This is a genomic window from Dyadobacter fanqingshengii, assembly GCF_023822005.2.
Classification (GTDB): domain Bacteria; phylum Bacteroidota; class Bacteroidia; order Cytophagales; family Spirosomataceae; genus Dyadobacter; species Dyadobacter fanqingshengii.
In genome coordinates this window covers 3,610,752-3,634,115 of record NZ_CP098806.1, presented here as the reverse complement: position 1 = coordinate 3,634,115, position 23,364 = coordinate 3,610,752, and the positions used below count along the sequence as shown (strand labels likewise).

23 protein-coding genes are annotated in these 23,364 nt (G+C 45.7%); 12 read left to right on the top strand and 11 right to left on the bottom strand.

All coding sequences use genetic code 11. The annotated features are described in order from the left end of the window. Position 1: 1 nt before the first annotated feature. Both NFI81_RS15095 and NFI81_RS15090 read right to left on the bottom strand, forming a co-directional pair. Positions 2-388: a VOC family protein gene (locus NFI81_RS15095; protein ID WP_234611627.1), complete on the bottom strand. Its 387-nt coding sequence runs from the start codon at positions 386-388 to the stop codon at positions 2-4. A gap of 69 nt (positions 389-457) precedes the next feature. Then, positions 458-1,267 (bottom strand): helix-turn-helix domain-containing protein, encoded by an 810-nt coding sequence (locus NFI81_RS15090; protein WP_234611628.1) that lies wholly within the window; start codon positions 1,265-1,267, stop codon positions 458-460. A gap of 214 nt (positions 1,268-1,481) precedes the next feature. On the opposite strand from NFI81_RS15090, the gene NFI81_RS15085 reads away from it, so the two are divergent. Together NFI81_RS15085 and uvrB are read left to right on the top strand one after the other, a co-directional pair. Next, complete coding sequence (locus NFI81_RS15085) at positions 1,482-2,336, top strand: cupin-like domain-containing protein (RefSeq protein WP_234611629.1); 855 nt, start codon at positions 1,482-1,484, stop codon at positions 2,334-2,336. 75 nt (positions 2,337-2,411) lie between these two features. Next, positions 2,412-4,430 (top strand): excinuclease ABC subunit UvrB, encoded by a 2,019-nt coding sequence (uvrB, locus tag NFI81_RS15080; RefSeq protein WP_234611630.1) that lies wholly within the window; start codon positions 2,412-2,414, stop codon positions 4,428-4,430. 8 nt (positions 4,431-4,438) lie between these two features. On the opposite strand, the gene NFI81_RS15075 is transcribed toward uvrB, so the two are convergent. Further along, the gene (locus NFI81_RS15075) at positions 4,439-4,966 is read right to left on the bottom strand and encodes a 5' nucleotidase, NT5C type (protein WP_234611631.1); all 528 of its coding nucleotides are present in this window, start codon (positions 4,964-4,966) and stop codon (positions 4,439-4,441) included. A gap of 109 nt (positions 4,967-5,075) precedes the next feature. Between NFI81_RS15075 and NFI81_RS15070 the strand changes: the two genes are divergently transcribed. Continuing rightward, positions 5,076-5,825 (top strand): DeoR/GlpR family DNA-binding transcription regulator, encoded by a 750-nt coding sequence (locus NFI81_RS15070; RefSeq protein ID WP_234611632.1) that lies wholly within the window; start codon positions 5,076-5,078, stop codon positions 5,823-5,825. 13 nt (positions 5,826-5,838) lie between these two features. Here the strand turns inward: NFI81_RS15070 and NFI81_RS15065 are convergent, their stop codons facing one another. The 6 genes from NFI81_RS15065 to ileS form a co-directional block, all read right to left on the bottom strand. Next, positions 5,839-5,991, bottom strand: a complete 153-nt coding sequence (locus NFI81_RS15065) for a hypothetical protein (protein WP_234611633.1) — start codon at positions 5,989-5,991, stop codon at positions 5,839-5,841. Positions 5,992-6,075: 84 nt separating this feature from the next. Beyond that, a complete protein-coding gene (locus NFI81_RS15060) occupies positions 6,076-6,465 on the bottom strand; it encodes a hypothetical protein (protein ID WP_234611634.1) in 390 nt (129 codons plus the stop codon). Next, on the bottom strand, positions 6,462-7,241 hold the full coding sequence (locus tag NFI81_RS15055; RefSeq protein ID WP_234611635.1) for a 3-hydroxyacyl-CoA dehydrogenase: 780 nt from the start codon (positions 7,239-7,241) through the stop codon (positions 6,462-6,464). The genes NFI81_RS15060 and NFI81_RS15055 overlap by 4 nt, the downstream gene beginning before the upstream one ends. 4 nt (positions 7,242-7,245) lie before the next feature. Beyond that, positions 7,246-7,416, bottom strand: coding sequence for a hypothetical protein (locus tag NFI81_RS15050; protein WP_234611636.1), 171 nt, complete (start codon positions 7,414-7,416; stop codon positions 7,246-7,248). Between the two features lie 45 nt (positions 7,417-7,461). Next, entirely contained in the window at positions 7,462-7,638 is a 177-nt protein-coding gene (locus NFI81_RS26525; RefSeq protein ID WP_374759445.1) for a DUF6934 family protein, read from the bottom strand. Next, the gene (gene ileS, locus NFI81_RS15045) at positions 7,638-11,084 is read right to left on the bottom strand and encodes an isoleucine--tRNA ligase (RefSeq protein ID WP_234611637.1); all 3,447 of its coding nucleotides are present in this window, start codon (positions 11,082-11,084) and stop codon (positions 7,638-7,640) included. The genes NFI81_RS26525 and ileS overlap by 1 nt, the downstream gene beginning before the upstream one ends. 207 nt (positions 11,085-11,291) lie before the next feature. On the opposite strand from ileS, the gene can reads away from it, so the two are divergent. The 9 genes from can (at position 11,292) to NFI81_RS15000 (ending at position 19,799) form a co-directional block, all read left to right on the top strand. Next, positions 11,292-11,924, top strand: coding sequence for a carbonate dehydratase (gene can, locus NFI81_RS15040; RefSeq protein WP_234611638.1), 633 nt, complete (start codon positions 11,292-11,294; stop codon positions 11,922-11,924). A 108-nt stretch (positions 11,925-12,032) separates the two neighbouring features. Continuing rightward, positions 12,033-13,196: a PepSY-associated TM helix domain-containing protein gene (locus NFI81_RS15035; RefSeq protein WP_234611639.1), complete on the top strand. Its 1,164-nt coding sequence runs from the start codon at positions 12,033-12,035 to the stop codon at positions 13,194-13,196. A 69-nt stretch (positions 13,197-13,265) separates the two neighbouring features. Then, positions 13,266-14,306, top strand: coding sequence for a bile acid:sodium symporter family protein (locus NFI81_RS15030; RefSeq protein ID WP_234611640.1), 1,041 nt, complete (start codon positions 13,266-13,268; stop codon positions 14,304-14,306). A gap of 11 nt (positions 14,307-14,317) precedes the next feature. Continuing rightward, complete coding sequence (locus tag NFI81_RS15025) at positions 14,318-14,932, top strand: DUF4230 domain-containing protein (protein ID WP_234611641.1); 615 nt, start codon at positions 14,318-14,320, stop codon at positions 14,930-14,932. A 27-nt stretch (positions 14,933-14,959) separates the two neighbouring features. Beyond that, a complete protein-coding gene (locus tag NFI81_RS15020; RefSeq protein WP_234611642.1) occupies positions 14,960-16,336 on the top strand; it encodes a glutamine synthetase family protein in 1,377 nt (458 codons plus the stop codon). Between the two features lie 37 nt (positions 16,337-16,373). Then, positions 16,374-17,147 carry a glucose 1-dehydrogenase gene (locus NFI81_RS15015; RefSeq protein ID WP_082213727.1) on the top strand — a complete coding sequence of 258 codons (774 nt, stop codon included), beginning with the start codon at positions 16,374-16,376 and terminating at the stop codon, positions 17,145-17,147. Between the two features lie 2 nt (positions 17,148-17,149). Continuing rightward, a complete protein-coding gene (locus NFI81_RS15010; protein WP_234611643.1) occupies positions 17,150-18,541 on the top strand; it encodes an aldehyde dehydrogenase family protein in 1,392 nt (463 codons plus the stop codon). Further along, entirely contained in the window at positions 18,541-19,248 is a 708-nt protein-coding gene (locus tag NFI81_RS15005; RefSeq protein ID WP_234611644.1) for a glutamine amidotransferase-related protein, read from the top strand. The genes NFI81_RS15010 and NFI81_RS15005 overlap by 1 nt, the downstream gene beginning before the upstream one ends. 35 nt (positions 19,249-19,283) lie before the next feature. Then, positions 19,284-19,799, top strand: a complete 516-nt coding sequence (locus NFI81_RS15000; RefSeq protein WP_234611645.1) for a phosphoribosyltransferase family protein — start codon at positions 19,284-19,286, stop codon at positions 19,797-19,799. 2 nt (positions 19,800-19,801) lie between these two features. On the opposite strand, the gene NFI81_RS14995 is transcribed toward NFI81_RS15000, so the two are convergent. Both NFI81_RS14995 and NFI81_RS14990 read right to left on the bottom strand, forming a co-directional pair. Next, positions 19,802-21,748 (bottom strand): KUP/HAK/KT family potassium transporter, encoded by a 1,947-nt coding sequence (locus NFI81_RS14995; RefSeq protein ID WP_234611646.1) that lies wholly within the window; start codon positions 21,746-21,748, stop codon positions 19,802-19,804. 182 nt (positions 21,749-21,930) lie between these two features. Then, complete coding sequence (locus tag NFI81_RS14990) at positions 21,931-23,280, bottom strand: Nramp family divalent metal transporter (protein WP_234611647.1); 1,350 nt, start codon at positions 23,278-23,280, stop codon at positions 21,931-21,933. Positions 23,281-23,364: the final 84 nt, after the last annotated feature.

Sequence of the window (23,364 nt, the reverse complement as noted above, 5' to 3'; positions counted from 1 at the left end):
TTTAAAGAACAGATGTGATCCACCAAACATTTCCGCATGGATCTTCCACGCCGCAGCTGCGCCCATAATCCTGGTCTGCTGGCTCCATTACTGATTTTCCACTTTCCGCCAATGCTTTTTCATAAGTGTCATCTGCATTTTCTACATATACAAACATATTCGCAGGTTGCGCAGGCCACTCGGGACGGCTGTCGCAAAACATGATCGTGCTTCCGCTAATGTTGGCCTCGGCATGCTTGATCGCGTTGGGATTATCGTCCTGAAATTGCGTGTGAGAGACCGCACTATTGAAGACATTGGTTACAAAGTCCTTGAATTTGGCAGCTCCATCCAACATTAAGTAAGGCATAACCGCCTGATGGCCATTTGGGATTTTTACTGTGCTCATGATTTTTGTTTTTTTAGTTTAGGCAAATGTAGCCGCGTCCCCAGCGCTCAAAATTGGAAAAACGCGACATTATACATCCCGATACGCTTGCCCTTCCGACTTTCCTGAAAAGTAAAAACGCGGGTGCTGACCTGAAAAGGATTTAAAATCGTGAATAAAATGCGACTGATCGTAATAACCGCATTCATAAGCGATCTCGGTCAGCGACTTGTCCTTCTCTCCATAAGCATCCAGCGCTGCATGAAAGCGGGCTATGCGCAGATAAAGTTTAGGACTGAATCCGGAGAATTCCTTGAATTTCCTCTCAAACTGACGGGTCGAAAGAAAACTTTGCGCAGCAAGCTCCTGCACAGTGGTAAGGCCCTTATTTTGAATAATTTGATTAATGACTGAAAAAACGGCCGGTTCATGTGTCCTGTTTTTGACAAGAAGCGATTCGAGAAATGCTGAAATGACGGCGACGCGCTCTGTATGATCTGCCGCCAGCATCATCCGCTCTTCCAGGCCATTTGCTTTTTCGCCCAGGAACGTATGCAGGTCGGGCATTTGGCCCGTAAGTTCGGTAGACGGCATTCCAAACAGCACCGGAATGGCAAACGGATATAGGTAAACTCCAAAGATTCCGAAGTCCTCATGAATGACAAACCGCCTGAACGTTTGTGATTGCCCGTGAATGCCGGAGTAGAAAGATTGTTCCGTCTCGTCGCCATTCACAAATTCATCAAACCGGCCTTTGTAATGAAATATCATTTCCGCGCAACCATCAGCCATAGTGCGGTGAATGTAAGGTTGCCCTGATCCGATTTCGTGTTCGAGGACCCAAAAAAATCTTACATACTTTGCCAGCTCAGGGGATGGTGGAATGGTAAAATATTTCATTGCAGCAGGTTAAATGAACATTCTACTAAATCTATAAATTGGATAACCCATTTAAGGATTCATTCAGAAATTTACATATTTGAAATCTCTTTAATACATTTGATCTAGCTAAGATTCGGATAAATTTAGAATTATTCACTTTCAAAGGATGTTAGAAAAGTAATTCTGACATTAATTTTTTCAATAGTCGATTACCATTTACTCAGTTTCTGTCATGAAATTAGTGCCCATAGAGAAACGCAGCGGGCTTACCCGCGAAGAATTCATTGAAAATTATTTAAAACCAAGTCGCCCGGTTGTCTTCACAGACCTGGCAAAAGATTGGCCGGCAGTTCAGAAATGGACCTTTGAATGGCTGCGCGAAAACCACGGAGAAATTGATGTGCCTTTGGTGGATAACCACATGCACGACGCCGATAAATATTTTCAGATTGCCAAAACAATGAAGTTCGGTGATTACCTGAAACTCATCGAGGGCGGCCCGACGGACCTGCGGATTTTCCTTTTTGATATATTCAAAAAAGTGCCCGAATTGGCCAATGACATTCGTTTTCCAACCATTATGGATGGATTTTTGAAGTCATATAAATTTGTTTTCTTTGGCGGACAGGGTTCTATTACCAGTCTGCACTATGATATGGATTGCTCGAATGTGTTTTTGACGCAGTTTCAGACACGTAAGCAAGTGATTTTGTTCTCTCCCGAAGAAAGCAGGAGATTATATCACCACCCATTTACCGTAATGAGCAAAGTAGATCCTATTAACCCGGATTACGAAAGATTCCCTGCATTGAAAGGCGCGGTGGGCCACGAAACAACATTGCTGCACGGTGAAACGATATTTATTCCTTCGCTTTGGTGGCATTATATCCGCTATGTGGATGGCGGTTTCAGCTTAGCATTGAGAGCCAATAATTCCATTTTTACGGCAGTGCGCGGCGGCATGAACCTCGTGAGACATACATTCGTGGATAAAAGCATGACCAAGTTGCTAGGCTTGGGCTGGCAGCATTGGAAAGAGAAAAAAGCGGCTGAAAACGCTAAAGAAGTTTTGACTGAACAGGCGTAGAAGTATCCGGGACGCATTTCAAAGAAACTAATCTATCTTTGAAATGCGTTATCTCTGGAATGCTCACAATACGTTATGGACTTTGAAATAACCTCTGAATACCAGCCAACGGGCGATCAACCTGCGGCTATCCAACAACTTGTACAGGGAATTGAAGCCGGAGAACCCGCCCAGACGCTTTTGGGTGTGACGGGTTCCGGTAAGACTTTCACCATTGCCAATGTGGTGAAGCAGGTGAAAAAACCAACCCTTGTTTTAAGTCATAACAAGACACTTGCTGCGCAGCTTTACGGGGAATTCAAGCAATTTTTCCCGCAGAATGCCGTCGAGTATTTTATCAGCTACTACGACTATTACCAGCCGGAAGCCTTCATTTCCAGCACCAACACATACATTGAAAAAGATTTGCAGATCAATCAGGAGATTGAAAAACTGCGTTTACACACGGTTTCGTCCCTGATGAGCGGGAGGCGTGATGTGATCGTGGTGGCTTCGGTTTCTTGTATTTATGGCGCAGGTAACCCCAATGAATACAAGAAAAGCATTGTCAGCGCCAAGCTGGGCGACATTGTGAGCCGCAATCAATTTCTGTTTCGTTTGGTGGAAATTCTTTACAGCCGCACCGAGCTTGAATTCAATCGCGGGACATTCCGGGTGAAAGGCGACACGGTCGACGTTTTTCCGGGTTATGCAGATTTTGCATACCGGATCATCTTTTTTGGGGATGAAATTGAAGAAATACAGCGCATTGAGCCTGAAACGGGTAAAAAGATATCTTCCGAGCGCGCAATTGCTATTTTCCCTGCAAACCTTTTTGTAACGGGAAGAGATGTTCTGGTACAATCCATCAAGGAAATTCAGGATGACCTGTTGCAGCAAATAAACTTTTTTACAAAAGAAGGCAGATTAGCAGAGGCAGAGCGGGTGAAGGAGCGCACCGAATTCGATATGGAAATGATGCGTGAACTGGGTTATTGCTCAGGAATCGAAAACTATTCACGCTATTTCGACCGCCGTTTGCCGGGTCAGAGGCCATTCTGCTTGCTCGATTATTTTCCCGACGATTTCTTAATGGTGGTGGACGAAAGTCACGTTACTATGCCGCAGATCCGCGCCATGTGGGGTGGTGACCGTTCGCGGAAGGAGCAATTGGTGGAATATGGTTTCCGTTTGCCCTCGGCGATGGACAACAGGCCGCTAACATTCCAGGAATTCGAAGATATGACGCCGCAGACTATATTTGTAAGCGCTACGCCTGCGGATTACGAGCTGCGCAAATCGGAGGGTGTTGTAGTAGAGCAAATTATCCGTCCTACCGGCCTGTTGGACCCGGAAATTGAAGTAAGGCCAAGCTTGAATCAGATTGATGATTTGCTGGAAGAATCCCACAAGCGCATTGCGATGGGTGACCGCGTGCTGATCACGACTTTGACCAAAAGAATGGCAGAGGAGCTGAGCAAATATTTGGAGAGAGTAGGCGTGAAATGTCGCTATATACATTCGGAAGTCAAAACGCTGGATCGTGTTGAGATTTTGCGGGAGTTGAGGTTGGGTATTTTTGATGTGCTGGTAGGCGTTAACTTGCTTCGCGAAGGATTGGATTTGCCTGAGGTTTCCCTCGTCGCCATTATGGATGCCGATAAGGAAGGATTTTTGCGGGACACGCGTTCCATGATCCAGACCATTGGTCGCGCCGCGCGTAATGACCGGGGAAAGGTGATTATGTATGCGGATGTGATGACCGGCTCCATGCAACTTGCTATTGATGAGACGAACAGGAGAAGAAGCATTCAGCTGGAATACAATGCTGAGCATGGCATAACGCCGAGGACCATCCTGAAATCCAAAGAAGCGATCATGGAACAAACGTCCGTTGCCGATTCGAAAGTCCGCAAGGTTTACGTAGAGCCGACCGAAGTTCGCATCGCCGCAGATCCGGTTGTTCAATACATGGGCAAGAACGATCTCCAAAAGCTAATTTCCGAAACCCAGCGCAAAATGGAAACCGCCGCTAAGGATCTGGACTTCCTGGAAGCAGCAAGGCTCAGAGACGAGTTACTGCAGTTGAAAGAGCGTGCAAAGGCAGCGGCTTGATTGCAGAATTAACCAACTTCCAGCAACGCCAGCGCTTCATTCCAGTTATTCACACGTTTATGCTTTGTCACATTCACATTGTGGCTGGCAGTGAAAAGAATAGGTGTTCCTTTGCAGAAATCGAGGTTTTTTAGGTGGTCGTCGATGAGGTAATCGGTGTCGATGATTCTTTTATCGCCGCAAAAAACAATGTTTTTCCAGGATATGAATGGGAAATGTTCGTTGAGCCAGTCATGTTTTTCAATGAGGGAATTGGGAAATTCCATGGCAGCTGACACAATAAAAATGTCATAATTTTCCTGCAACTTTAAAACCGCTTCTGCCGCTCCCTGGATCATGGGCGCATCACGGAAAAAACCCGTTTTGTAAATCAGGCTCCTGGCAGCAACAGGGTCTGGGAAGGCATCGTCTTCCGGAATACCCAGCAAATCTTGTTTATCAATTCTGACTCCAAATTCTTTTTCATACCAACCTATCCAGTTGGTTTCAATATCAACGATGACATTATCCATGTCAATGGCAATCGATTTCTTCATGATTCAAACTTTGATTTGCAATATTTTGCAACAAATGTAAATTTAATATGCAGTATGTTGCAATGAAATTTCAGTTATATTTCTATTTTTGCATAAAACAGAAGTGATAATGTTAAAAGAGGAACGGTTTCAACTCATACTGGATCGGCTTAACAATGAGCAGAAAGTATATCTGGCTGGGCTAAGTGCATTGTTGAATGTTTCCGAGGACACAGTCCGCAGGGATATCAAAGAGCTTGCCGACCAGGGACTTTTAAAGTCTGTGCGTGGGGGCGCCGTGCCACATTCTCCGGGTCCGCATCATTTCCGCGACAGGGTTTTACGTGATAACGAGCAAAAGCAGATTATTGCAAACAAGGCTTTGAATTTCCTCAAAGACGGTCAGCTCGTTATTTTTGACGGCGGGACGTCTGCTATGCTCATTGCCCAGTCATTACCAAAAGACATTCGGTTGACGGTTGTTACCAACAGTTTTCCAATCGCATCTATTCTCGAAGAACATGAGCATGTCGACGTGCTGTTTGCAGGAGGCCGACTATTAAAAAACTCTTTTGTGACGATAGGCTACGACACGATCCAGTTTTTAAAGAAATTTCGCGCAGATATTTGCCTGCTCGGCATATGCAGCATTCACTCACACTTGGGCGTTACAGGCCCGGATTACGAGGAAAGCGAGGTAAAAAGAGCGATGATTGAATGTTCCAGGGAAGTGATTGCGCTTGCATCCGTAGAGAAACTGGCGACTGCGGAAGCACATTATGTCTGTCCGGCTGAACAGTTGTCTATGATCATTACCGATCAGCCGGCAGACAAGGAAGAGTTTAAAATTTACACCGATATCGGGATTCGAATGGTTTGAGGTTGATATTGATCTAACCTTTCTTATCCTTTTGAATTTCTTCTGTTTTGAAAAAGGTGTCGTCTACGGTTTTTACTTCCTGATTGATCGCATTGGCAAAACCAAGCATATAAGCCATAGCAAGCCTTCTAAGCCACTTTTTAGCGGCCGATAAAATTTTTCCCATTCCGTTTTTCGATTAAAAAAAGAAAAGCGACTCAGTCCTTTGAGGAAAGAGCGTTAATCACACTGACAGAATATCAGATGTGTTTCAGGAATGGAGATGGATTGGTTCTTCGGAAGAAATTGATCTGCTTTTGAGATACTGGCCAGTCGCGCTCATGACCATAGGCAGCAAGGCTGGCGCGTTGGAAATCGCCAGTTCAGTGTGTAAGTGGAGCATTTCAGAAAGAATGCGAAGGCGTTTGCGTTGTAGTTGATATTTATTTGAAGGAGCGGCTGCTTTATTTAGATTTTCAGAAAAATGCGAGAATGGTGTTGCCGCCGGAGAAGTCTCTTTAACATTGGAAATTACTTCCTCTATTCTGTATATCGATCTTGGCTCAGTAAAATTTTCCGAAACAATGCTCGTCAGCAATAGCGCTAGAATTAACCAGCGCCACATTGAATTTTCGTTCTTGAATTTCGGCTTCTCTCTCATTTCGGACTCATTCTAATGGCACCATCCAGCCGGATCACTTCGCCGTTCAGCATTGGGTTTTCTACAATGGATTTCACGAGCAATGCGTATTCCGACGGCCGGCCTAAACGTGATGGAAAAGGAACCTGCTGTCCCAGTGAAATGCGGGCTTCTTCGGGGAGTCCAAGCATTAATGGCGTTTCAAACAGGCCTGGCGCAATGGCCATAACCCGAATGCCGGACTTTGCGAGATCCCGGGCAACGGGCAAGGTCATGCTCACAATGCCGCCTTTGCTGGCAGCATAGGCAACCTGTCCCATTTGTCCGTCAAATGCAGCAACGGAAGCCGTATTGATGATCACACCGCGCTCGCCCTCATCGTTAGGGTCATTCCGTTCCATAGCAAACGCAGCCAATCGCATCACATTAAAAGTGCCGATCAGATTGGTCTTAACCGTCTTTTCGAAAAGCTCAAATGAATGCGGCCCATAAATGCCGTCCGCTTTTCCCACGATTTTTCGCGCGGGAGCAATGCCAGCACAGTTCACGACAATGCTTATAAAACCAAACGTTTCCAGCGTAAGGTCAACGGCGTTTTGCACATCGCTTTCACTGGAAACGTCAGTCTTTATAAATATTATTCTATCAAAAAATTCAGCTTCTAATTGCTTCCCAGCAATTTCATTTAAGTCCAAAACAACAACATTCGCTCCTAACTCAACAAACAACCGCGCTGTCGCCTCGCCAAGCCCGGAAGCGCCGCCTGTTATCAATGCTGTGGAGTTTTGCAGCTGCACCTGACTATCTTTTCAAAAGATGTTCTGGAATCGGATGTGTTTCCAGGAATTTTCGCGCAGCTTCTGCTTTTTTTAATACTACCGGATGATTCGAAAGATCTGGCAACGAGTTATCAATCGTGGTCTTTGGAGCCAGATTTGCTGGAATCGTAAATTTTTTTTCTAAAACTTTCATAGCCTAAAACCAGTGTTTATCACGAATTTAAAGATTTACGTGCTATTAAAAAACTTTCGAAAGACCCGTTGTGTTCAAAAGAGTTATCGCAAGATTGTAAACATTCGGGCGAAGTTCTGAGAAAGCGACGGCCTTCTCAAAAATTCCCCGCTTACCAATACTTTCAAACTTATAGTGTGTCTCCTGTTCATTAAGAACAAATGGATAAGCTTGATGCTGCATTACGAAACAACCTCAATCTTTACCTTCAATAGAAACTCATCCATTTCAATCTCATTGGCTTCGCCGTTGAGGTCGTTGATGAGGTTTAATTCCATCGCTTGCACTTCCTGGCAGATGTAATCTTTGTTGGCAGTTACGGCACTGGTAAGCAGGCGGTCGTTGTCTTGTAAGGTGATCCTGATCTTGTCGGTGACTTCAAAACCGCTGTCTTTCCGTAAATTCTGGACGCGGTTAACAAAGTCACGGGCGATGCCTTCCAGGCGCAGTTCATCTGTGATTGTGACGTCAAGGGCAACGGTTAGGCCGCCTTCACTGGCTACTAACCATCCTGGAACGTCTTCTGCATGGATTTCAACATCAGTAAGCGCAATTTCGAGAGGCGACGTTGTCCCATTAAGCGTTATTGAGCCGTTTCTCTCTATTTCTTTAATCGCCGTTTCATCCATTGCAGAAATTGCTGCCGCCACTTCCTTCATTTTAGGGCCAAATTTCGGTCCCAAAGTCTTGAAATTCGGCTTGATTTTTTTGATCAGGATTCCGCTGTCATCGTGTACAAACTCGATGGTTTTAACATTAACCTCAGACAAAATAATGGCCGTAACCTGCTCGATCTGACGTTTTGTATTATCATTCAAAACCGGGATCAAAATCTTGGAAAGTGGCTGGCGCACCTTGATCTTGTGTCCTTTACGGATTGAGTGAACGAGCGAACTGATCGTTTGGGCCTGCTCCATGGCCGCTTCCAAATCCAGATCAACCACTTCGGTTTCGATCTTCGGCCAGTAAGTCAGGTGGACTGATTCGTATTTATGATCTGTGTTATTTGCAATCGAAGCCGCACGGTCGCCGTCTGTGAGGTTTTTGTATAACCATTCCCCAAAAAACGGAGCGATTGGCGACATTAATTGCGACACCGTTACAAGGCAATGTTGCAATGTTTCGTATGCCGCTTGTTTGTCTTCTGTCAAACCTTCGCCGGAATCTTGTGACGGATTCCAGAAACGGCGACGGTTGAGGCGGATATACCAGTTGGAAAGCTGGTCCGTAACAAAATCCTGGACAAGCCGTCCCGCTTTCGTTGGATTATAGTCATCAAATTGCTCGCCAACTTCTTTCACCAATGTATTCAGCTTGGAAAGGATCCAGCGATCCAGTTCGGTGCGTTTTTCGATCGGCACAGAATGGTTTTCATGAAACTCATAACCATCCAGATTGGCATATAATGCAAAGAAATTATAGGTGTTCACGAGCGTTCCAAAGAACTTGCGTTGCACCTCGCCGATGCCGTCAATGTTGAATTTCAGGTTATCCCAAGGTTCTGCATTGGTGATCATATACCAGCGCGTCGTGTCTGGCCCGTATTTCGAAAGCGTTGTAAATGGATCAACAGCATTGCCAAGACGTTTGGACATCTTGTTGCCATTTTTATCCAAAACCAAACCGGTGGAAACCACGTTTTTAAATGCCACCGAATCAAACAACATTCCGGCGATGGCGTGTAATGTGAAGAACCAGCCGCGTGTTTGGTCCACACCTTCCGAGATGAAATCGGCAGGATAGCTGTTTTCAAAAATCTCCTTGTTTTCGAACGGATAATGCCATTGCGCATAAGGCATAGCGCCCGAATCAAACCAAACGTCGATCAGGTCCGGCTCGCGGTGCATAACGTGGCCATTTTTCGAAACCAGCACAATGTTGTCAACATACGGCCTGTGAAGGTCGTAGTCGCCATTTTCCAATTTTAATAAATATTCGGAATTGTGCAGCGCCTGCTCTCTTGTCAAATGATCGGTCAGCAATGCCTCTTCCAATAAATCTTTCAACTGTTCAATCGAACCTACGCACACTTCGTCGCCGTGATCGTTGCGCCAGATCGGCAGGGGCGTTCCCCAGTAACGTGAGCGTGAAAGGTTCCAATCGACCAGATTTTCGAGCCAGTTGCCAAAACGGCCTGTTCCTGTGCTTTCGGGTTTCCAGTTGATGGTTTTATTCAATTCCACCAGCCTGTCTTTCATGGCTGTTGTTTTGATAAACCAACTATCCAGTGGATAATATAAAACGGGCTTATCCGTACGCCAGCAATGTGGGTAAGGATGTTCGTATTTTTCAACTTTGAATGCTTTTCCTTCCTCTTTCAACCTGATCGCAATCAGCACATCAGTTGCGCGGAACTCGGGGTCATTTTGTTCTTCTTCGGAATAATATTCAGGCTTTACGTAGCGCCCGGCGTAATCAGTGATTTCTTTAACAAAACGGCCCTGACGATCCACAATAGGCACGTCCTTGCCCGTTTCATCTTTTACCATAATGGCCGGAATGCCATTGGCTTGTGCCACCCGGAAGTCATCCGCACCAAATGTGGGGGATGTATGCACCACACCGGTTCCGTCTTCCGTAGTCACAAAATCGCCCAGAATCACGCGAAATGCGGGTGCCGTGGGTTGTACATAGGGCAATAATTGTTCATACTCAATGCCTTCCAGGTCTTTTCCCTTAAATTCTTTCAAAATCGTCCAGGGGAGCAGCTTTTTATCGCTTGCTTCATAACCTTCAAAGTCACCATCGCGTCCTTTTTCAGAGAAATATTTGGCAATCAGATCTTTGGCCAGAACCACGGCCACGGGCGCATGCGTGTATGGGTTAAAGGTTTTGACCAAAACATAATTAATGTTGGCACCAACCGTCAGCGCAGAGTTCGCAGGAAGCGTCCAGGGCGTTGTTGTCCAGGCAAGGATTCTAATGTCCGGACTGTCGGCATCCTGATTTTCCAAGTCACCAAAGGCTGTGTAGTTGCCAGGCGTTTTTACCTTGAACATTGCCACGATGGTCGTGTCTTTCACGTCCTTATAAGTCCCCGGCATGTTCAGCTCGTGAGACGAAAGTCCGGTTCCGGCAGCTGGGGAATATGGCTGGATTGTGTAGCCTTTGTATAATAAACCTTTGTCATACAGCTGTTTAAGCAGGCTCCAAAGGCTTTCAATATATTCACTTTTGTAAGTAATGTATGGATCTTCCAGATCAACCCAATAACCCATTTTCTCGGTCAGGTCATTCCATTGATCCGTAAATTTCATTACAGTCTGACGGCATCTTTCGTTGTAGTCTTCAATGGAAATGGTTTTTCCGATGTCGTCCTTGGTGATGCCGAGTTCCTTTTCTACCTGCAATTCAACAGGAAGCCCGTGTGTGTCCCAGCCGCCCTTTCTTTTTACCTGAAAGCCCTGCAATGTTTTATAACGGCAGAAAATATCCTTAATCGACCGCGCCATAACGTGGTGAATACCAGGCGTTCCATTGGCAGAAGGCGGCCCTTCAAAAAATGTAAAGGAGGGTGCGCCTTCGCGTGTTTCAACCGATGCTTCAAATATCTTTTTGTCTTTCCAGAATTGCAGAACTTCGTCTCCTATTTGCGGATAACTCAGGTTTTTATATTCGCTGTATTTCATATGTGCTGTTAGCTGTTAGCTTTTAGCGCTCGACTATTAGCTTTCTAATGTAAATGCAATGTATCGTTAACGCCAATCGGGAATTTAAGAGCGCAAAATTACGATTTTTTTTCTGCTAAAAGGATGTCCGGCTTTCAATGAATGTGAAAGCAGATTGTATTATTTTGCAGCCGTTTCAAAAGCAGGACATAACTATACAAAACGCAAATGGAGCAATACAAAAGGCTTTTAGACTTCAATAAAACCTGGGCTGCTGAGCAATTAGGTCTGGATGAATCGTATTTCACAGATCTTGCCAAAGATCAAAAACCCGATTTTTTATGGATCGGCTGTGCCGACAGTCGCGTTCCGGCGGAAGATCTTACAGGTTCGCGGCCGGGCGAAATGTTCGTGCACCGTAATGTTGCAAACCTGGTCGTTCATACGGATATGAACATGCTGAGCGTGCTGCAATATGCTGTTGAAGTTTTAAAGGTCAAGCATATTTTGGTCGTGGGACATTACCAATGTGGTGGCGTCAGGGCTGCCATGACGAACAACGATTTTGGGCTGATCAATAAATGGCTGTGCAACATTAAAGATGTGTACGACAAACATGAAACAGAACTTGAAGCCATTACAGAGCAAGGGAAACGCTTTGACAGGCTCGTTGAGTTGAATGTGGTGGAGCAGGTTAAAAATTTATCCAAAACCGACATCGTACAAAAAGCCTGGAAGAACAATCAGCCTTTGCACTTGCACGGATGGGTGTATGGAATGCACGACGGGATTCTAAAACCGATCATTGATATGCCGCCGGGCACAGAGGTTACGGGCATTTATAAATATCAGTTCGACTGAAAACAAGAAATCCTGGTCCTATTCGATCAGGATTTCTTGTTTTTTGAAATGTTCCCACTACATTAGTAATTTGATTGAGTCTAAATAATAATTGCAAGCATTGTGTTAATGAAAAAACTGATCGGGACATTGCATCTTTACCTTGGTCTGGCGTCCGGGATTGTGGTGTTTGTTGTCGCCATAACCGGCTGTATTCTGGCTTTTGAACAGGAAATAAAAAGTTTCACGCAACCTTATATGTTCGTGGAACCGCCAGCGAATGCGAAAGTTTTACCGCCATCGGTTTTACAAGCCAGCGCAGAAAAAATGCTTCCGGGCAAAAAAGCGAATGGCGTTCTGTACGGCGTCCCTACGCGCAATGCCGAAGTTGGTTTTTATAATGCAGATCCCGAATATTATTACGTAGTTTATGTTAATCCGTACACGGCCGAAGTGAAGCATGTCTGGAACGAAGAAGGCGATTTTTTTCACTTTATTTTACACGGGCATTACTATTTATGGCTGCCGCCAACCATTGGCCAGCCGGTTGTGGCGTCCGCAACATTGATATTCCTCGTCATGCTGATCAGCGGACTGGTATTATGGTGGCCAAAAAACAAATCGGCTGCAAAACAGCGTTTTTCAATCAAATGGGATGCGGCTTGGAGGCGGAAAAACTACGACTTGCACAATGTTTTCGGGTTTTATGTTTTGTCAATTGGCTTCCTGTTGGGCTCCACAGGGTTGGTATGGGGTTTCAAATGGTTTTCCCAAGGGCTTTACACGGTTACCGGTGGCAAGGGTTCGGATGAATATTACAATCCTGTTTCCGACTCGACATTGTATTCATCGGCATTTACCCCGATTACATCAGTGGATAAAGTTTGGTATACATTAAGGAAGGAATATCCGGTTAATACAGGTATAAATATCTCCATTCCGCACCTAAAATCGGAGTCCATCTTTTCGTACGTCAATTTTCGGGAGGGCACCTATTATAGCGTTGATTACAATTATTTTGACCAATATTCCCTGAAAAAAATTAAAGCAACCGGTCCTTATTCCGGGCGTTACAAGGATGCTGATTTTGCCAATAAATTGCGCAGGATGAATTACGACATTCACGTAGGGGCCATTTTAGGGCTTCCGGGTAAGATCATTGTTTTTCTGGCCAGCCTCATTTGCGCCAGCCTGCCAGTAACCGGGACCGTTATCTGGTGGGGCAGGAGGAAAAAATCAAAAAAAACCAGGAAGAATCTCCGCGTGTTAAAACCCGATCTGGTCATCCGGTAATATATATTCTCATCTAATTTTAGGCCAAATTTTTCTACTTCCATAGGAAAGAGCCTATATTGGGATCGGATGAGTAAAATATTTGATACAGCTAAAAAAGCGGGACTGGATGGATTCATGCTGGCATTGCTGGCCATGATTTTCCTGGCCTGGCTTTGGCCTTATCCCGGAATGAAGGAAAGTCCGGTGCCGCTTTCGGAGATTTCCACGTTTGCAGTTTCCATTATTTTCTTCTTCTATGGGTTAAAGCTGAGCCCTGAAAAGCTCCGCACAGGCCTCGTCAACTGGAAGCTGCATGTAATGGTGCATTTATCCACTTTTGTGCTGTTCCCTTTACTGGCGCTCGCCTTCCGCCCGCTTTTCAAAACGGATGAAAGCCAAACATTGTGGCTGGCCATTTTCTTTCTTACGGCGCTTCCTTCAACGGTTTCGTCATCGGTTGTTATGGTTTCCATTGCGAAAGGCAACATTCCGGCGGCCATCTTTAATGCCAGCATTTCAAGCCTGATCGGCGTTTTTATCACACCATTATGGATGGGTTTAGTCATGGACGCGGGTCAGGGGTATGCCAGTGCCGGGCAGGGCAGTCCGGGGCATTTCGATCTGCTTTCAGTAGTCGGAAAGTTGTCTTTACAAGTATTATTACCGGTTTGTGCGGGCATTGCATTAAACAAAAGTTGGGGACATTTTGCTGAGCAGCACAAAAAATACATTCGCTATTTTGACCAATCCTCCATTTTACTGATTGTTTATACTTCTTTCTGCGAATCCTTCGGCGAGCATTTGTTTAGTTCGCTGGGAATAAAAGAAATTGTATTTTTAGGGATAGGAATGCTGACACTGTTTTTCGGGATTTATTTCCTGCTCACATTCATCAGCAACCTGTTACATTTCAACCAAGAGGATAGGGTTACTGCCGTTTTTTGTGGATCCAAAAAATCCCTGGTGCAGGGAGCAGTGATGTCGAAAGTGCTTTTTCCAGGCGCTCAGGCTGGCTTAATGCTGCTTCCGATTATGATTTATCACGCTTTGCAGCTGATCGTGGCGAGTATCATAGCGCAGCGAATGGCGCGTATGGATGAGGAAGAAGCAGGGCGGATTATTAATTAAAACCGAATGATATGCGTTGGATAGTGCGTTTGCTTGTGTTGATCCTTTTGCTGGCCGGGCTTCAATCGATTTGGAGCAATTTCCGGGCGGGAAACTGGGTGCCGGATTGGCTGAGCAGCACGGAGAAATCAGAGACGACGCATGCGCTGGTTTTGCAGGAAATCAGTGCCATGGGTAAACTGGAATTGGTTAAATATAATTTCAAAGACGTTGTTGAGCAGCAGATTACAAAAATGTGGCTGCCTAATGCAAAGGCGATCCTCATTGTGCAGGGCGAAGCCATAGGCTGTATAGATCTGACCAAAGTTGAGATAGCCGACATTACTTCCGAAGCGGAGACATTGGTTGTGAACATGCCTGAGCCCGAACTTTGTGTTTTCAAAATAGATCATAGCAAATCAAGGGTTTACAATACGGAATATGCTTTCAATGAGGAGGCCAAGCTGGTTCAGGAAGCATACAAACAAGCTGAAAAACAAATCCAGAGATCGGCCCTTGATATGGGAATTTTGGAACAGACTCAAATCAATGCCCGTAAAATCCTGACTCCGGTTTTGGAAAAAGCCTCAGGTAAAAAAGTGATTTTGAAGTTTCCGTTGAATGCCAAAATAGAGAAATTGCGTTGATATAAAATTCTAAAATAGCCCTTTCCAATGAGTAAAAGAGGATTTCTGACGCAAGACGAACTTACAGCTAAGATAGGGGAAGGGTTGATAGAAACCATCGTCGTTGCTTTCACCGACCATTATGGCCGTATGATGGGAAAGCGCGTTGACGCGGATTATTTTCTGGATTCGGTGATCAAATCGGGCACGCACGGATGTAATTATCTGCTTACGACTGATATGGCGATGGAGCCGGTTCCGGGCTATAAGTACGCCAATTGGGAGCTGGGTTATGGCGATTTTCATCTTGTACCAGATCTCAACACCTTGCGTATCGCAGACTGGCTGGATAAAACGGCATTGATAATCTGCGACTTGCATAATGATAAATCACACGCTCTGGAATCCATCGGTCCGCGTTCCATTTTGAAAAAGCAGTTACAGACACTGGAAGCGGATGGTTTTCAATGCTTTGCGGCGTCGGAGCTGGAATATTATCTTTTGGAAAACAGCTATAAACAGGCGTTCCAACAAGGCTATCAAAACCTCACCCCGGCAGGCTATTATCTTGAAGATTACCACATTATGCAAGGAACGCGTAATGAGAAATATACTTCGGCTGTAAGGCGGCACTTGAAAAACTCAGGCATTGACATTGAAACTTCCAAAGGAGAATGGGGGCTGGGCCAGCACGAACTGAATGTAAAATTCGCGGAAGTGCTTCCTATGGCTGATAACCATGTGGTTTACAAGCAATGTATGAAGGAAGTGGCTGACGCAATGGGCGTTTCCGTCACATTCATGGCCAAATTTCAATCTGATCAGGCCGGTTCCAGCAGCCACATTCACATGAGTTTGTGGAAAGATGGTCAAAATGCCTTTGTCGGCGACCAGGAGTTTGGTCCGGTAAAGGGTTCGGATTTATTTCGCTGGTTTTTAGGGGGTTGGATTAAGCATGTGCCGGATGTAATGCCTTTTTACGCACCAACCGTTAATTCGTACAAACGTTTTGTAGACGGTTCCTGGGCCCCAACCCGGCTAGCATGGAGCTATGATAACCGTACGGCAGGATTCCGCGTAGTAGGAAACGGGCCTAGTCTTCGGATCGAATGTCGCATTCCAGGCGCGGATTGCAACCCCTATTTGGCATTTGCGGCTTCGTTAGCCTCCGGTTTGGATGGGATAAAAAACAAGATCGAGCCGCCGGAATGTTTCATCGGGGACATTTACGCCGCAGCACATTTGCCACGCGTGCCCTATACCTTAGCAGAAGCCACAGCTTTATTCGAAAACAGCGAATTTGCCAAAAATACATTTGGCAGCGAAGTTGTCGAACATTACAGCCATTTTTTCAAAACCGAGCAAAGGGCATACGACACTTCCGTGACGGATTGGGAAAGGAAACGCTATTTTGAACAGATATAACTCAATTACAATTAAACATTAACCCCATAAAAAACCAATGCGTTTAGAAAATAAAGTGGCCCTGATCACCGGGGGAAGTGGTGGAATCGGGCGTGAAACAGCGCTTTTATTTGCCAAAGAAGGAGCTAAAATTGTTGTTACGGATGTCAATGACGCAGCTGGGCAGGAAACGGCGGATGAAATTGTTGCGAACGGAGGCGAGGCCTTTTTCCTGCATTCGGATGTTTCGAAAGCTGCTGATAATGAAGCGGCGGTTGCTTTTGCAGAAGAGAAATTTGGTAAACTGAACATCATTTTCAACAACGCCGGCATTATGCACAGCGATGATGACAATGCGATGACAACCGACGAATCCATTTGGGATCTGACAATGAATATCAATGCAAAAGGGGTGTTTTTGGGATGCAAATATGGCATTCCGGCATTGCAACGCGCAGGCGGCGGCTCAATCATTAATACTGCATCTTTCGTAGCCATATTGGGTGCGGCGACTCCGCAGGTTGCCTACACGGCTAGTAAAGGAGCTGTTCTGGCATTGACACGTGAGCTGGCGATCATTCATGCACGGGAGAATATCCGCGTTAATGCATTGTGCCCCGGCCCTTTACGCACAGAATTGCTGATGAAATTTTTAAATACAGAAGAAAAGAAACAGCGCAGGTTGGTCCACATTCCAATGGGCCGTTTCGGTGAGGCGAAAGAAATGGCTTATGCCGCATTATTTCTCGCTTCCGACGAATCCTCTTTTGTAACAGGAACCGATTTTCTGGTTGACGGCGGGATCACATCTGCCTACGTAACGCCGCTCTGATCATGCCAACGCAAAAAACAATAAGCCCGATTAATGGCTCTGTGTATGTGGAACGTCCTTTGGCCGAGCCGCAAGAAGTGGAAACAGCATTGGTTAAGGCTGTTGCTGCCCAAAAAGAATGGCGGAAAACTTCGCTGGCTGAACGGGAAGCGATCTGCCGTAAAGCAGTTGAATATTTCCTGAATAATGCAGATGAAATAGGCCTGGAACTGACCTGGCAAATGGGCAGGCCGATCCGTTATACGGCTAATGAGATCAGAAAAGGCTTTCAGGAACGCGCCAATTATATGATTTCCATTGCTTCAAAAGCGCTAGCGGATGTGGAAGTGGAGGAAATTTCAGGATTTAAAAGATTTATCAGAAGAGATCCATTGGGCGTTGTTTTCGTGGTGGCGCCATGGAATTATCCCTATCTGACGTCTGTCAACTCCGTGATTCCGGCGATTATGGCTGGTAATGCTGTGATTTTGAAGCATGCACAACAAACACCGCTATGTGCCGAACGCTATGCTGCGGCTTTCGAATATGCCGGTTTGCCGGAAGGCGTTTTTCAATATGTACATTTAAATCATGAGCAAGTCGCGCAGGTGATTGTGGATAGCCGCATTGATTATGTTGCATTTACAGGTTCCGTAGAGGGCGGGCATGCCGTGCAGAAAGCGATAAATGAGCGGTTTATCATTGGCGGACTGGAATTAGGCGGTAAAGATCCTGCTTACGTGCGTGCCGACGCCAATTTAGCCGATGCCGTTGAAAATCTGGTCGATGGTTCGTTCTTTAATTCAGGACAATCATGTTGCGGAATTGAACGGATTTATGTGCATAAAGATGTTTATGATCAGTTTGTTACAGAATTCGCTGCATTGACAAAAACCTACACATTAGGAGATCCCACGAACAGCGAAACGACACTCGGGCCAATGGTTCGCACGTCCGCAGCGGACTTTGCGCAGAAGCAAGTGGAAGAAGCCATTGCCCACGGAGCCAAAGCATTAATTGACCCCAAACTTTTCCCTGCACATCAATCCGGGACGCCTTACTTTGCACCGCAGGTTTTGGTGAATGTCAATCACAATATGGACGTGATGACCGAAGAAACCTTTGCGCCGGTGGTGGGTATAATGCCTGTGGAAAGTGACGAGGAGGCGATTAAGTTAATGAATGACAGTCAATACGGGCTTACGGCCTCTATTTGGACGACCGACATGGATGCAGCTTTGACAATAGGCGAACAAGTGGAAACCGGAACCTGGTTCATGAACCGCTGCGATTATCTGGATCCTGCGTTGGCGTGGACAGGTGTGAAAAATTCAGGCAGAGGCTGTACACTTTCGACGGTCGGTTATGAAGCATTAACCCGCCCGAAATCTTTTCATTTGAAAATCAACGCATAATGTCGGCAGTGAAGGTAGGGTTACTGGAATGCGACCATGTCAGGGATGAACTGCGCCACATTGCGGGTGATTACCGGCAAATGTTTCCGGCCCTATTTTTAAATGTTGCCCCTGAGTGGGAATTTCAATTCTATGACGTTTGCAATGGTCATTTTCCTCCTTCGGTCGATGCATGTGACATTTACATTTGCACCGGTTCCAAAAGTTCGGTTTATGATCAGGAGGATTGGATAACTCGGTTAAAGGCGTTTGTAATTTCCATTCATCAATCCCAGAAAACGTTTATAGGCGTCTGTTTCGGACATCAAATATTAGGCGAAGCATTGGGCGGCAAAGTTGAAAAGTCGCCCGCAGGCTGGTGTGTGGGGGTGCATCGTTTTCAGTTAACTAAACGTGAAAGCTGGATGGAGCCGTTTACCGACTCATTCAATTTATTAATGATGTGTCAGGATCAGGTCATGACATTGCCGCCTGACGCTACATTGCTTGCGGAAACGCCCGATTGTCCGCATGCCATGTTCCGCGTTGGTGAACGCATGTTAGGAATCCAGGCGCATCCTGAGTTTCCGAAGGCATATGACCAGGCTCTCATGGAGCTTCGGGTGGAGCGGATCGGTGAAAATAAGGTCGAGCTGGGCATCGCCAGTCTGGAATTGCCGACGCAGGAAATCATGTTTGCGCATTGGATAAAGAACTTCTCTTCTTAATTTTATCACAACAAAGATTAATTCAGCACACCCCAATGACCGAAAGTACAATTTCAAAACGCCAGATATTAAGTCCGCTTCAGACTGGTCAGAAGATCCGCAGGATCGCGTTTGAAATATATGAGCACAATTTTGAAGAAACCAGCATTATCATTGCAGGGATTGCCGGCGAAGGTTATGCTTTTGCAAAAAGGCTTGTGGCCGAACTGGCAGACATTTCACCTCTAAATGTGCAGCTTATCGAGCTGCGTTTTGATAAACACATTCATTTTCAAAGCCCGATCATTTTTGATAATGAAGTTCAGGTTGAAAACCAGGTCATTATCATTGCCGACGACGTGCTGAACACAGGCCGCACACTGGCATTTGCTTTGGAGCCATTTTTGAAAGTGAGCATGAAAAAAGTGCAGGTTGCTGTTGTGGTGGATCGCAGCCATCACAAATTTCCCATTCATGCGGATTACGTGGGTTATGCATTAAGCACAACGCTCACGGAACACGTAGAGGTGGTTTTGAGCCGCCCGGAAGAGGAAGGTGTTTATTTGAAATAGTATTAACTGAAAACCCGCCGAAGCTTTACATTCTCAACCGGCCGGATGATCAAAGGCACTTTCTCGATTTTCACCGAACTGCTGTCCAAACCAAACCATTTGTCCTCAGCCGTGGTGAAGTCTTTCACGAAGAAATAGGTCTTCATAACCAGCTGTTCAAACAGCGGAAGGTCATTCTCAAAAGACAAGAAACGTTCCAGCACGACAAAGCGGAAATCACCCGTAATGTTCTGCCTGCTAAGCGATTCGTAGCGGCTGGTAATATCCACTTCCTTGTTCATTACCATATCCTCCACCACCTTCCGGAAGAACATATTGATGCGCTGATCCACCCGGAAACCGAGGCGGAAATTGATCTTGATCACATTATCATTATTGTCGTCGTCCGACAGCACTTTATATTCCATGGTGTACGGATCATCCGTAATGTCCACGTGGATAAACCAGTAAACGTCAGCGCGTTTGGGTCGTTTTTGGAATATAGAATAAATGACTTTTGTTTCAATTTCCGTTGCCCGCGACGCATTGGTCATGAACACCAGGTGAGTAGTATATTTTGGGATACTAATGTCGCGGCTGAGCTCGTGTAATGCGGGTAGATATTTTTCCAGCTTGGTGTACTCCGTCAAACGCAGCTTAATGTAAAATGCTTTGAGCCAGACGGTCATCAAACCTGCAACGACAGTTCCTATCAAAATTGTAAACCATCCTCCGTGCGTGAACTTCAAGAGGTTAGCGCCCAGGAACATGCCTTCAATGCACAAATAGAAAAGCATAAAAATGATCACAATCCACAAATTCACCCGTTTGATATACAAATAATAGGAGAACAAAATGGTGGTCATGATCATCGTCAGCGTAATCGCCAGACCGTAGGCAGCTTCCATATTGGATGATTTACCAAAATACAGAACCACCCCGCAGCAGCCTAGCCACAGAAGCCAGTTGATACTGGGCACATATAACTGCCCTTTCTGATCGCTGGGATAGATCAATCGGACCTTTGGCCAGAAATTCAGGCGGATCGCTTCGGAAATTAATGTGAATGAGCCAGTTATAACAGCCTGACTGGCGATAATGGCAGCCAATGTTGCGATTACAACACCGGGAAGCAGCCACCATTCCGGCATGATTTCATAGAACGGCTTACGCGCTTCCAAAAGGTTGCCCATCTCAGAAAGGAGCCACGCGCCCTGGCCGAAATAGTTGAGTAACAAGCATATTTTTACAAAGATCCAGCTCACCCGGATGTTCTCACGACCGCAATGTCCAAGATCGGAATACAATGCTTCGGCTCCGGTTGTACAAAGGAAAACGGCTCCCAGGATCCAGAAACCGCCGGGATGCTTGGTGATGAGGTCGTAGCCGTAGGCTGGACTGAGTGCTTTCAATATTTCCGGGTGTTCCAGGATCTGAAAGAGCCCTAAAACGCCCAGCATGACAAACCAGGTGATCATGATTGGCCCGAATGCACGACCAACAACCTTGGTTCCGAAAGCCTGAATGACGAAAATTAATGTCAGAATGCCGATTACGATGGGAACAGTCTGAATGTTGGGATAAATAAGTTGTAAACCTTCAACGGCGGAGGAGACGGAGATAGGAGGGGTAATGATCCCATCGGCCAGCAGCGTACTGCCGCCGATAACGGCCGGGACAGTGAGCCATTTGGCATGTTTTCGGACGAGTGCATAAAGTGCGAAAATCCCGCCTTCCCCTTTATTATCAGCCCGTAAGATCAAAATTACATATTTGACGGTCGTTTGCAGCGTCAGCGTCCAGAAAATGCAGGAAATGGCACCGTAAATGATATCTTCTGTGATAATCTCATTTAGGATGATCGCCTGCATTACGTACAGCGGAGAAGTGCCTATATCTCCATAAATAATCCCGAACGCCACCAGGACACCCGCTGCCGTAACTTTGTCGAATTTATGCTTTGATTCCATTCACTTTAGGTCGAAAAACGGCGAAAGTTAGGAAACCGCATGCAAAATGATACTTCCAGCGATGAAATTAATTTTCAATCGGACACTTCTTGCGGAACGTATACTGGAAATATTGTGTTTTGGGACCCGGACAAAGGTTTCGGGCAGAAGAGATTGTGTTAAACTAAGTTAAATTTTCCGCCTTACGAGAATGTTTTCCAGAGCAAAAATAGGTTCAAACTGATGATAACGGCAGTGATTACCCAGGCCAAAACAGTCAGGAACTTCGAGTTGGCGAAGCGTCCCATGATCTGGCTGTTGGACGTGAAGAACACCAGCGGCACCACGGCGAAGCTCAGTTGCAGCGACAAGATCACCTGACTGAAGACCAGCAAATCGGCCGTTCCTTTTTCTCCATACAGAGACGAAACGATCAATGCAGGAACAATGGCAATGCCTCGGGTAATGAGTCGGCGCAACCATGGTTTCAGGCGAATATTTAAGAATCCTTCCATCACGATCTGTCCTGCCAATGTGCCTGTTAATGTGGAACTCTGACCGGAAGCGAGTAGGGCGAGTGCGAAGAATATCCCGGCCAAACTAACGCCTAAAACCGGATCCAGCAGGTGATATGCGTCTGTAATGTCGGCAATTTCAAAGTGTCCGTTGGAGTGGAAAGCCGTTGCGGCGAGGATCAGGATCGATGCATTAATGAAGAATGCAAGGAATAAAGAAACCGTAGAATCTATCGTAGCGAAGCGTATGGCGGATTTTTTGCCTTCTTCGTCGCGCTTAAATGCCCGCGTCTGCACAATGCTGGAATGCAGGTAAAGGTTATGGGGCATAACCGTCGCGCCCAGAATCCCGATGGCAATGTAAAGCATTGCCGAGTCCGTAACGATTTGCGTTTTGGGGATCAAACCATCCACAATTCCTGCCATAGAAGGCTGGGAAACGATCATTTCATAAATAAAACTCAGCAGGATTATGCCCATCAAACCGGCAACAATGCTTTCAATGATACGAAATCCTTTTTGCTGGAAATAGAGAACAATAAGAACGTCAAATGCCGTAAAAAGCACGCCTAAGGGCAGTGGAAGCCCAAAGAGGAGGTTTAACGCAATGGCCGAGCCGATCACTTCTGCAAGATCCGTCGCTGCGATGGCGATTTCTGAAAGCACCCAAAGCACAAAAGAAACCGGTCTTGAATAGTAATCGCGGCAGGCCTGGGCGAGATCACGTCCGGACGCGATGCCCAGTTTTAGCGAAAGATGCTGCAAAAGCATGGCGAAAAGATTGGAAATCAGGATTACAGAAAGCAATGTGTAACCAAACCGCGAGCCACCCTCAATGTCCGTTGCCCAGTTTCCCGGATCAATATATCCCACAGCGACCATTAATCCAGGTCCCGTAAATGCCATTAGTTTCCTCCAAAATCCTGCCCCTTCCGGAACTGCTATGGACGAATGCACCTCCGATAAAGAAGCCAGCCTTCCACCTTCACCAGGTGTTACATTACGCGAGGATTCTTTGATTTTCAAGCTATCAATCATTTTTAAAGCCGTTGTAATAAACAATTTAGTTTACTAAAAACAAAGATAAAAGATTTTACAAATATATTTTTAGGTTAGTCTAAA

Bases quoted from the DNA above. Each gene is read 5' to 3' on its own strand.
- NFI81_RS15095 (WP_234611627.1), bottom strand. From the start codon at position 388: ATGAGCACAGTAAAAATCCCAAATGGCCATCAGGCGGTTATGCCTTAC.
- NFI81_RS15090 (WP_234611628.1), bottom strand. From the start codon at position 1,267: ATGAAATATTTTACCATTCCACCATCCCCTGAGCTGGCAAAGTATGTA.
- NFI81_RS15085 (WP_234611629.1), top strand. From the start codon at position 1,482: ATGAAATTAGTGCCCATAGAGAAACGCAGCGGGCTTACCCGCGAAGAA.
- uvrB (WP_234611630.1), top strand. From the start codon at position 2,412: ATGGACTTTGAAATAACCTCTGAATACCAGCCAACGGGCGATCAACCT.
- NFI81_RS15075 (WP_234611631.1), bottom strand. From the start codon at position 4,966: ATGAAGAAATCGATTGCCATTGACATGGATAATGTCATCGTTGATATT.
- NFI81_RS15070 (WP_234611632.1), top strand. From the start codon at position 5,076: ATGTTAAAAGAGGAACGGTTTCAACTCATACTGGATCGGCTTAACAAT.
- NFI81_RS15065 (WP_234611633.1), bottom strand. From the start codon at position 5,991: ATGGGAAAAATTTTATCGGCCGCTAAAAAGTGGCTTAGAAGGCTTGCT.
- NFI81_RS15060 (WP_234611634.1), bottom strand. From the start codon at position 6,465: ATGAGAGAGAAGCCGAAATTCAAGAACGAAAATTCAATGTGGCGCTGG.
- NFI81_RS15050 (WP_234611636.1), bottom strand. From the start codon at position 7,416: ATGAAAGTTTTAGAAAAAAAATTTACGATTCCAGCAAATCTGGCTCCA.
- NFI81_RS26525 (WP_374759445.1), bottom strand. From the start codon at position 7,638: ATGCAGCATCAAGCTTATCCATTTGTTCTTAATGAACAGGAGACACAC.
- ileS (WP_234611637.1), bottom strand. From the start codon at position 11,084: ATGAAATACAGCGAATATAAAAACCTGAGTTATCCGCAAATAGGAGAC.
- can (WP_234611638.1), top strand. From the start codon at position 11,292: ATGGAGCAATACAAAAGGCTTTTAGACTTCAATAAAACCTGGGCTGCT.
- NFI81_RS15035 (WP_234611639.1), top strand. From the start codon at position 12,033: ATGAAAAAACTGATCGGGACATTGCATCTTTACCTTGGTCTGGCGTCC.
- NFI81_RS15030 (WP_234611640.1), top strand. From the start codon at position 13,266: ATGAGTAAAATATTTGATACAGCTAAAAAAGCGGGACTGGATGGATTC.
- NFI81_RS15025 (WP_234611641.1), top strand. From the start codon at position 14,318: ATGCGTTGGATAGTGCGTTTGCTTGTGTTGATCCTTTTGCTGGCCGGG.
- NFI81_RS15020 (WP_234611642.1), top strand. From the start codon at position 14,960: ATGAGTAAAAGAGGATTTCTGACGCAAGACGAACTTACAGCTAAGATA.
- NFI81_RS15015 (WP_082213727.1), top strand. From the start codon at position 16,374: ATGCGTTTAGAAAATAAAGTGGCCCTGATCACCGGGGGAAGTGGTGGA.
- NFI81_RS15010 (WP_234611643.1), top strand. From the start codon at position 17,150: ATGCCAACGCAAAAAACAATAAGCCCGATTAATGGCTCTGTGTATGTG.
- NFI81_RS15005 (WP_234611644.1), top strand. From the start codon at position 18,541: ATGTCGGCAGTGAAGGTAGGGTTACTGGAATGCGACCATGTCAGGGAT.
- NFI81_RS15000 (WP_234611645.1), top strand. From the start codon at position 19,284: ATGACCGAAAGTACAATTTCAAAACGCCAGATATTAAGTCCGCTTCAG.
- NFI81_RS14995 (WP_234611646.1), bottom strand. From the start codon at position 21,748: ATGGAATCAAAGCATAAATTCGACAAAGTTACGGCAGCGGGTGTCCTG.
- NFI81_RS14990 (WP_234611647.1), bottom strand. From the start codon at position 23,280: ATGATTGATAGCTTGAAAATCAAAGAATCCTCGCGTAATGTAACACCT.